The organism is Anaerostipes faecalis (assembly GCF_018982945.1).
Classification (GTDB): Bacteria; Bacillota; Clostridia; order Lachnospirales; family Lachnospiraceae; genus Anaerostipes; species Anaerostipes faecalis.
This window is the reverse complement of the sequence record NZ_JABRXE010000012.1, coordinates 41,284-49,134: the sequence shown is the minus strand read 5'-3', so window position 1 is coordinate 49,134 and position 7,851 is coordinate 41,284. Positions and strand designations below refer to the sequence as shown.

Below are 7,851 nucleotides of genomic sequence, written 5' to 3'. Positions count from 1 at the left end.
AAGGATTAGCCATGTAAATATGGTGCGGTTGAGGCTTTTTATTCGAGAGGTCTTTGAGACCTAAGCAGGTAAAAGTCCCTTACAGGGACAGAGCAAACCTCCACTTGTCAGTGGAGGTTATGATTTGTGTACCGATGTGCTGCAGTTTTGGCTGCTTTCCTTTGCACATGGTATGCATTTTGGCGGAGCATTTTTATTTCATTCTCCCGATATTTAAGAAAAGACCAAATACCAGAATTTTTTCTCTTTTATCTTACAAATGCCTGAATCAATCCTAATTTCTTCTTATCTGTATTTCCTACAGGTGTAATTTTATATTTTTTCAGCTGTGCCGGAATAATAAATGTCTCTCCATAATGTACTTCATATGGTTCAAAACTTCCATCCACACTTTCTACAATAGCTGTATCACCTTCTATCAGATTCAGCATGTTGACACTTTCTTTTGTATCAAGTTCAACAGTCTCTTCAAACCAGTGACGTCTTGTCTCAATAAATTCCAGCTCATGAAGTCCTGTACGTTCTTCCTTGTAACTATCTGTTTCCTGTAATGTCTGTACATTATTTATCAGATTTTCCTTTACCCAATCTGTTTTTCTCTCCAATAAAATATTTTCTTTTCCATGATTGATATGTACCGGTCTCGGTCTTCCATCTAAACCAATACGTCCCCAATCCCACAGCTTAAATGTGAAAATATATGGTGTTGCACTAATTTCCAGCACCACCACATTGGAACCTCCACAGTGAACGGTTCCTGCCGGAATCAGGAAATGGTCATGTTTTTTCGCTGGAAAGCAATTCACATATTTTTCATCTGGAAATCTATAATCTTCTTCCTGAGCTTTTTCTAAATCTCCAACCATATCATCTAACCGGATTCCTTCTTTTACACCAAGATACACCGTTGCATCTTCTTTTGCATCTAAAATATAATAGCTTTCATCCTGTGTATAATGCATTCCAAATTTATCCTGAATATATTCCGTCAATGGATGCACCTGAAGGCTCAAGTTTCCTCCTTCCATGGTGTCCAGGTAGTCAAATCGAATCGGAAATTCTTTTCCAAATCGACTGTGTACCTTTGGCCCAAGAAGCTCATTTGGATACTGATGAATTACATTCAAAGAAGGAACTTCCACTCTCACATCCCCATATCGCAGGTAAAGACTGTTTTCTTCTGGCACTCCATCAAATGCCCATCCAAAATTATCTGCTTCAGGATCCAAATTAAATTTTTCTTTCATCCACTGACCGCCCCATACACTGGCATCGAAATATGGAACCACTCGGAACGGCTGCTCTACCGTTAGGGATAAACCATAACGATAATCATCTCCTGATACCATTTTAGGATCATTTACCACATTTGTATCTAATAAAAAGTCAATTTGTGAATGAAGTTTATCTTTCAGGCGATCACACATTCTCCATTCAAAGAAATATCCTCTTTTATTTTTCTTTAGCGCATCTTCTTCTGAATTAGAAACTTTCCAATTGGTCCCACCTGAACGATATCTGCACTGGCATTCCCATCTTGCAAGATCTGCATAAATCAGAATATCCGGTTCTGTTACTAAAGAAGCACCTGTTCCATAAATAACAACCAGTCCTTTTGCCTCTTTTACTTTTGATTCCGCCTGTTTCAATGCATTCTCATCATAAAATTCATCTAACGTCTGATGAGACATCACTCCAAACACACGATCATCGGTCAAATTTCTTTTTACCATTTTGGTAATGATATCCCCGTCAAATGCCAGGTCATCAGCAAAAATTTCTAATTCCGGCTGTAATGTATCTACTAAGTTTTCTTTAATTTCCTGATTATTAACTCCTATATAACTTTCAATTGCAATAATTGTTTTTTCTTTCTGAATACTCTTTTTTATTTCCTCTGCAATCTGCTCATACCCTCTCCATGCACCTTGAAATTTCGGAACTTTAATTTCAGGATATAAATCATATTTTGCCATAGTCATCCTCCTTAAGGCTGATAATTTTTCCAAATGTTATCATATTTCTGCGGTTGTGTTACAAATTCAAACATATCTTTATTCTTTTGAAATTGAGTGTAAATTGGCTCATTTGTCTTAATAGAAAATTCCTCATAAATTCTTGCATCTTGCTCAATTAAATTTGCTTTCTGATATGCCGGATTCATTGTCCAAACTAATTTTTCATTTTTGAATTTCGGGAAAAATGCAATGCCATTATGCTCTCTGACATCATCATAATCAAATCCGTAGTCTCTGACACACCATGCACCAAATGTCATCTGTTCATCCGGCTTTGCATTGACAGTTGCATGTACCCAGTACGGCGGTACAATAACTACTTCCCCTGCTTTGGCATGGACTGCATAGCAATTTCCTGCATCGTCTTTTCCAGATTCCTGCATGTAAATAACTGCTTCTCCTTCCCAGATTTCATAAACCTCCGGTGTAGAACTCTGACATGATGGACTTATCGCATGAATATGTCCCTGAGAACGAACTGGTCCGTCTCCAATTTTTCCTTTGGCATATGTTACAACTCCAAACAGCAGATTTCTTTTTTCAATTTCCTCTCGGTCTTTTTCCATGCCCACATCCATGGAAATACAATATAATTCTTCCGGACCATCACAATCTGGATTTTCCAATGATTTACGAATATCTTCTAATGTCCGAATTTCCGGAACCGGACCGAATACATTCTCTCCATATACAAAATCCAGAGGATTAGCCTTTGCTGAAATTTCTATTCCTGGATAATACTTCATAACTCCTCCTATTTTCTCTGCTGTATGATAAATGTTTTTTCTTCCTGAAATTTTATATTGTTCGAATGTTGTAACAATATATCTTATTTTAAAAGAGCACATTTTTTAGTGCTCTTTTAAGTTGTTATAACATTTATATAAACTATGAAAAACCTTTTGTCAACACTATTTTTTAAGTTCTATATAATATGCATATCGATCTCCTCGATAATACCCTATTGTATATTCTACAACTTCACTATTTATATCATGTGCAATTCGAATCCTACGAAGCACCGGCTGTCCTATTTCAATATTCAGCTTCCTGCGAATATCTTCATTTGGTATCATACAGTCAAATTTTTCTGTGACACGGACCGGCTCACATCCTTTACCTTCTAAAATTTCATAAAGACTTCCCATATAAAAATCATCATTCAACGGAAGATTTAGCTTTAATGATAAATATGTATGAAAATCAACAATCGGAATTCCATCTCCTGTACGAATACGTTCTAGACGATAAACCGGAACTCCTTCTTCCACTTGAAAAATCTCTGCCAAATGCTGATCCGCCTTCTCAATGGATATATGTGCAGATTTTGTACCAGGCTGCATATTTTTCTCCAGCATTTCATTGGTAAAACTCCGAATTGATGTTAAATATTCTTCAATCTGTTTCTGGTATGTGACCATTGTTCCCTTCCCTCTGGCCCGCTGTACCATACCATCTTTTTCTAATTCCTGAATCGCCTGTCTTGCAGTGATTCGGCTGACATCAAATATTTTCTGAAGTTCAGTCTCACTTGGAATATAATCACCATATTCATATTCTTTTTTTATTATTTTTTCTTTTAAAATAGCACTGATCTGCAAATACAGCGGAACAGCACCTCTCGACATATCTAGTTTTTTCACAATAAATTTGATTCTCCTTGATACTTTCTTCTTTTTTCAAGACTCGCTCGCGAGTCTTGGCGCGGAATTCGGGTCTGCATAGCAGACATACTTCCAATCCGAATTCCTGCGCATCCTCGCGGAGCGTATATCAGATGGGGGATTGAAACCCGCCACTGATACATAATTGTTGCTCACCGCCTACAGAGGCGGGAGTCATCCCTCATCTGATATAATTCCATATTGTTATAACAATATGTTAACTTCTTTTTAAAATTATGTCAACTAAAAAAGGATATCTAAGTTTTACTTAAATATCCTTTTCATATAGTATAGTTTTTCTGAGCGTTTTTATTTTAGTGATGGAATAAACGAATACCTGTAAATGCCATTACCATATTATATTTGTTGCAGCAATCAATAACTGCATCATCTCTTACAGATCCTCCCGGCTGTGCAATATATTTGACCCCGCTCTTCTGAGCTCTTTCAATATTGTCAAAGAATGGGAAAAATGCATCGGAACCAAGGGTTACATCTGTCAGTTTATCAAGCCATGCTCTTTTTTCTTCTTTTGTGAACACTTCCGGTTTTTCCTTAAATGTTCTCTGCCATGCACCATCTGCCAGAACATCCATGTATTCATCTCCGATATACAGATCAATGGCATTATCTCTGTCTGCACGACGGATATTGTCAAGGAATGGAAGTTCCATTACTTTTGGACACTGTCTTAACCACCAATTATCTGCTTTTTGTCCTGCCAGACGAGTACAGTGAACGCGAGACTGCTGTCCTGCACCAATTCCGATAGCCTGTCCATCTTTTACGAAGCATACAGAATTAGACTGGGTATATTTTAATGTGATCAGAGAAATCTTCAGATCAATCAATGCCTGTTCCGGAAGATCTTTATTTTCTGTTACGATATTAGATAATAATTCATCATCAATTGGAAGTTCCTGTCTTCCCTGTTCAAAAGTAACTCCAAATACCTGTTTATGTTCCAATGGAGCTGGTCTGTATTCAGGATCGATTTTGATAATATTGTAATTACCGTTCTTTTTCTGCATTAACAGTTCAATCGCTTCATCTGTATATCCGGGAGCAATGACACCATCTGAAACTTCTCTTTTGATCAGTCGGGCTGTATCTGCATCACAAACATCAGATAAAGCAATGAAGTCTCCAAAAGATGACATTCTGTCAGCACCTCTTGCTCTTGCGTATGCACATGCCAGAGGAGATAATTCTCCCAGGTCATCAACCCAGTAAATCTTTCTTAATGTTTCTGACATAGGAAGTCCCACAGAAGCTCCTGCCGGAGAAACATGTTTAAAAGAAGTTGCCGCTGGAAGTCCTGTGGCCTGTTTCAGTTCACTGACAAGCTGCCATCCATTAAACGCATCCAGGAAATTAATATAGCCCGGTCTTCCATTTACCACTTCTATTGGAAGATCACTTCCGTCTGCCATATAAATTCTGGAAGGTTTCTGGTTTGGATTACATCCATACTTTAATTCTAATTCTTTCATTTTCTTCTCCTTTTATCTCTGCTTTTACATTCTTATTTGTTCTTATTAATGATTCTTGTTTCATATTCACCTGTTGCAATATCAATAAATCTTACAAACAAAGATACTTTATTTTCTTCATTAAGGCTTTCCCATACATTTTCAGTAAAAGCATCAATATCATTTGGGATTCCTACCAGCTTTGGTTCTCCTTCAAAACTTGGAAGAGGATTACCATCATGCATATATGTGTGGATAAAATGTCCCTCTCCTGCCACTGGATTTTCATAAGTAAATGTATAGCGGTTGCAGCTGTCCGGATTACCATTATTACTCTTTAAAATGGACATTGCATAATGATAAGTTCCATCTTCCACCTGCATGATTCCTGAAATTCTTGGTGTATAATTAGGTCCATCTGGTTCAAATTCACGACTTCTTAAAGACTGTTCAAATGTGAGCCCCTGCTCCATTCCATCATAAACTGTATCTGTCTGGTCTCCATTAGTTACAATGGTCTTATTTCCAATAACTCTTACAGGTGCATAAATAATCAGGCTTGGATCTGTTAATTTTGATTCATCAAATGCCTGTGTACGTATACCTTCTCCTTCTTCTACAAATACTCGGTTTCTACTGTTTTCACTACGTCCCATAATAAAGTATGCAGTTGCTGCCTTGGTTCCATCTTCAGTCTTACCAATAACAATTCCACGTCCAGGGTAAGCATTTCCCTTTAATTCCTGCTCCAGTGATAACATTTTCATCGACATTTTCTCCTTTTTTCTATCTTTTTTCTATATCCTGTTTAGATATTTTACCATACCTTTTATTTAAAGAAAAGATAAAGCGGACAAAGTCCGCTTTATTATTTCATGTTAAAACTATCTACAGATTCTTGATACGTTCCATAGCAGCTACTGTATTTTCGTAGCTTCCGAAAGCTGTTAGTCTAAAATATCCTTCTCCACTTGGTCCAAATCCTGATCCAGGTGTTCCTACTACATTTGCATTTGTAAGAAGATAATCAAAGAACTCCCATGAACTCATCTGATCTGGTGTCTTCAGCCAGATATATGGAGCATTCACCCCTCCTGATACTGTGTACCCTGCATTTTTTAATCCTTCATAGATTACTTTTGCATTGTTCATATAATATCCAACCTGTTCTTTCAACTGAGCTTTTCCAGCCTCAGAATATACAGCTTCTCCTGCTTTCTGTACAATATATGGAGCTCCGTTATATTTGGTTCCATGTCTTCTTGCCCATAATGCATGCAACTGGACATCACCACATTTCAGATCTTTTGGAATTACAGTATATCCAAGACGAACCCCTGTAAATCCTGCATTTTTAGAAAAACTCTTTAATTCGATAGCGCAGGTTCTAGCACCTTCACATTCATAAATTGTATGAGCAACATTATCTTCAGAAATATATGCTTCATATGCTGCATCATAAATAATAACAGCTCCGTTTTTATTTGCATAATCAACCCATCCCTGAAGCTGATCTTTTGTAATAGTTGCTCCAGTCGGATTATTTGGGAAGCACAGATAAATAATGTCCGGTACTTCATCTGGAAAATCTGGAGCAAAGTTATTGTCTGCTGTACATGGCATGTAGATCACATCACTCCAGGTTTCAGCCTTAGGATCATATGTACCGGTTCTTCCAGCCATAACATTTGTATCTACATACACTGGGTAAACCGGATCACATACAGCAATTTTATTATCCTGTGCAAAAATTTCCTGGATATTTCCTGAATCACATTTTGCTCCATCACTTACAAAAATTTCGTCTGCAGCAATATCTGCTCCTCGATCAGCATAATCATTTTTCGCAATAGCATTGCGAAGGAATTCATATCCCAGGTCTGGAGCATATCCATGAAATGTTTCAGCATGTGCCATCTCATCCACCGCACCGTGAAGTGCATCAATGATAGATGGTGCTAAAGGCTGTGTAACATCTCCAATTCCAAGGCGGATAATATCTTTATCCGGATTAGCTTCTGAATATGCATTTACCTTTTTTGCAATTGTTGAAAATAAATAGCTTCCAGGCAGTTTCAAATAGTTGTCATTAATCTTAAACATAGTCTCCTCCTAATTTTGATACGTAAATGATTCTTTAATCATTTTTGCCATTTCAATTAATCCCACACCACTGTTCATACTTCTCTGTTGAATATAACAGTGGGCTTCCTCTTCTGTAATTCGGTTATTTTCCATCAGCAGTTCTTTTACTTCATCTAATAATTCCAGTTCTTCTCTTGTCCGTTGCTTTGGTCTGCGCTTTTTTTTCTTCTGTATATTTGAAATATCACTTACGATATTTCTCACTTCATTTACAAGATCATGTGCCTTTAACGGCATTGGAAGACATGAAACATTATCCGACACACAATCTTCTAGATATGCCTGAGAGGCAAGTAGCAGCATATGTATATCTTTTGGCAGATATTCTCTTAGTTCACTGTACATCATATCTGTATACTTATATCCACATACAACCAAACCGTCATCCAATCCTTCCATACGCTGAATGACCTGCGAACCTGTAACGCAAACACCAATAACTTCAAAGCCGCTACGTACCAGCAAATTTCTTATATTTCTGGCAAATTCCTGTTTTGGAAACAGAACGATGACGTTAACCAAGCCTCTCACCTCCTTGCATCCAACACTTTA

At 37.3% G+C, this 7,851-nt stretch carries 7 protein-coding genes; all 7 read right to left on the bottom strand.

Features of this window, described 5'->3' with window-relative positions:
- Window positions 1-248: 248 nt before the first annotated feature.
- Entirely contained in the window at window positions 249-1,976 is a 1,728-nt protein-coding gene (locus KTB61_RS11445) for a class I mannose-6-phosphate isomerase (RefSeq protein ID WP_075760258.1), read from the bottom strand.
- 11 nt (window positions 1,977-1,987) lie between these two features.
- Window positions 1,988-2,764, bottom strand: coding sequence for a glucose-6-phosphate isomerase family protein (locus KTB61_RS11440; RefSeq protein WP_075760593.1), 777 nt, complete (start codon window positions 2,762-2,764; stop codon window positions 1,988-1,990).
- Window positions 2,765-2,929: 165 nt separating this feature from the next.
- Window positions 2,930-3,661 (bottom strand): GntR family transcriptional regulator, encoded by a 732-nt coding sequence (locus KTB61_RS11435; protein WP_216697549.1) that lies wholly within the window; start codon window positions 3,659-3,661, stop codon window positions 2,930-2,932.
- A gap of 335 nt (window positions 3,662-3,996) precedes the next feature.
- A complete protein-coding gene (locus KTB61_RS11430) occupies window positions 3,997-5,175 on the bottom strand; it encodes a phosphoribosylaminoimidazolecarboxamide formyltransferase (protein ID WP_075760256.1) in 1,179 nt (392 codons plus the stop codon).
- 32 nt (window positions 5,176-5,207) lie between these two features.
- The gene (locus KTB61_RS11425; protein WP_075760255.1) at window positions 5,208-5,921 is read right to left on the bottom strand and encodes an IMP cyclohydrolase; all 714 of its coding nucleotides are present in this window, start codon (window positions 5,919-5,921) and stop codon (window positions 5,208-5,210) included.
- Window positions 5,922-6,042: 121 nt separating this feature from the next.
- Window positions 6,043-7,257, bottom strand: coding sequence for an LL-diaminopimelate aminotransferase (locus KTB61_RS11420; RefSeq protein ID WP_216697548.1), 1,215 nt, complete (start codon window positions 7,255-7,257; stop codon window positions 6,043-6,045).
- A 9-nt stretch (window positions 7,258-7,266) separates the two neighbouring features.
- The gene (locus KTB61_RS11415) at window positions 7,267-7,830 is read right to left on the bottom strand and encodes an ANTAR domain-containing response regulator (protein ID WP_334292853.1); all 564 of its coding nucleotides are present in this window, start codon (window positions 7,828-7,830) and stop codon (window positions 7,267-7,269) included.
- Between the last annotated feature and the right edge of the window lie 21 nt (window positions 7,831-7,851).